This window comes from Streptomyces sp. NPDC029674, assembly GCF_044903205.1.
GTDB lineage: Bacteria > Actinomycetota > Actinomycetes > Streptomycetales > Streptomycetaceae > Streptomyces.
Window position 1 is genome coordinate 1 of record NZ_JBJDPY010000073.1, and the last position, 1,068, is coordinate 1,068.

A 1,068-nucleotide genomic window follows, 5' to 3' on the forward strand; every position below is an offset into this window, starting at 1 on the left:
CGACGCGATCCTCGAAGCCCGCCTCGAAGGGGCCACCCTCGACGACCTCGCGGAGCGGTTCGGGCGAGCAGTCGCCACGATCCGGTCCGCGATCACCCGGGCCGAGGACCGCCGCCAGAAGGCCGAGGACACCGCCCGCCCGACCCCGCTCGTGGCCAGCCAGCCCAAGGGCACCTGCAGGGTCTGCCACGCCAAGAACCGCGGCCTCACCAACGGTGTCTGCCGCCTGTGCATCGTCCGCGCCCGCGAGGCCGCCGCCCTGCGGGAGGACGCGTCATGACCGGCCGCCGGACCCCACTCGTCACGAGCCACGCCGACCGGCTCCGCACCCACGGCCGCCTCAACAAGAACGAACTCGCCCTCCGCCCCAACGTCGACGAGAACCGCGCCAACCTCGAACGGTTCATGCGCCGCCGCCCCGCACCCAACGTCACCCCCACACCATCCAAGGAGACCCGAGCATGAACCCGCACACCATCCTCCGCAGACTCACCGCCCTCGTGGGTGCCGCGCTCGCGGGCCTGCGGGTCCACCAGCTGATCCGTGAGGCCCGGGCATGAGCGCCGCCATCGATCCCGTGGAGGAGTCGGTGGAGGAACCCACGACGGCCGAGCCGACCCCGGCCGACCCCGTGGAGGAGCCGACCCACGAGCCCGCGCCGGCGGAGCCGACCCCTGAACCGGCGGGCGAGCAGACCCCGGCACCCACCCCGACCCCCCAGGCCGGGGACCCGTGGGAGCCCTGCACGTTCGACGACCTGCGTCTCCGGGACCGTCTGCGCTGCCAGTGGATCCACCGCGGCCGCCTCCTCGCCCGCGAGGGCACGGTGGCCGGGTTCTCGACACTGGTCGGCACGGACCCGCAGAGCACGACGACAGCGGTCCTCGACATGGAGGGCCTGGTGATCGTCACCCGCCGAGAGGCGGAGTCCTCCGCAGTCCTGACCCGCATCCCGGCCCCCGTGCAGCCCGTGGACTACGCGACCCTCCCGGCCGTGTTCGGGGAGATCCTCACGGACATCCGCGGCGTCGACGGCCGCACCCACACCAGCGCCGTATGGAACGGCTT

General features: G+C 73.4%; 2 protein-coding genes and 1 pseudogene. All 3 read left to right on the forward strand.

What is annotated here, in order from left to right; genetic code table 11:
• Positions 1-280 (forward strand): hypothetical protein (locus ACI2L3_RS40445; RefSeq protein ID WP_404757463.1); only part of this gene is annotated, 280 nt, incomplete at its 5' end.
• The gene (locus ACI2L3_RS40450; protein WP_350749558.1) at positions 277-465 is read left to right on the forward strand and encodes a hypothetical protein; all 189 of its coding nucleotides are present in this window, start codon (positions 277-279) and stop codon (positions 463-465) included. The genes ACI2L3_RS40445 and ACI2L3_RS40450, both read left to right, overlap by 4 nt.
• 91 nt (positions 466-556) lie before the next feature.
• Positions 557-1,068, forward strand: a pseudogene (locus ACI2L3_RS40455) (hypothetical protein); the annotation flags it as partial.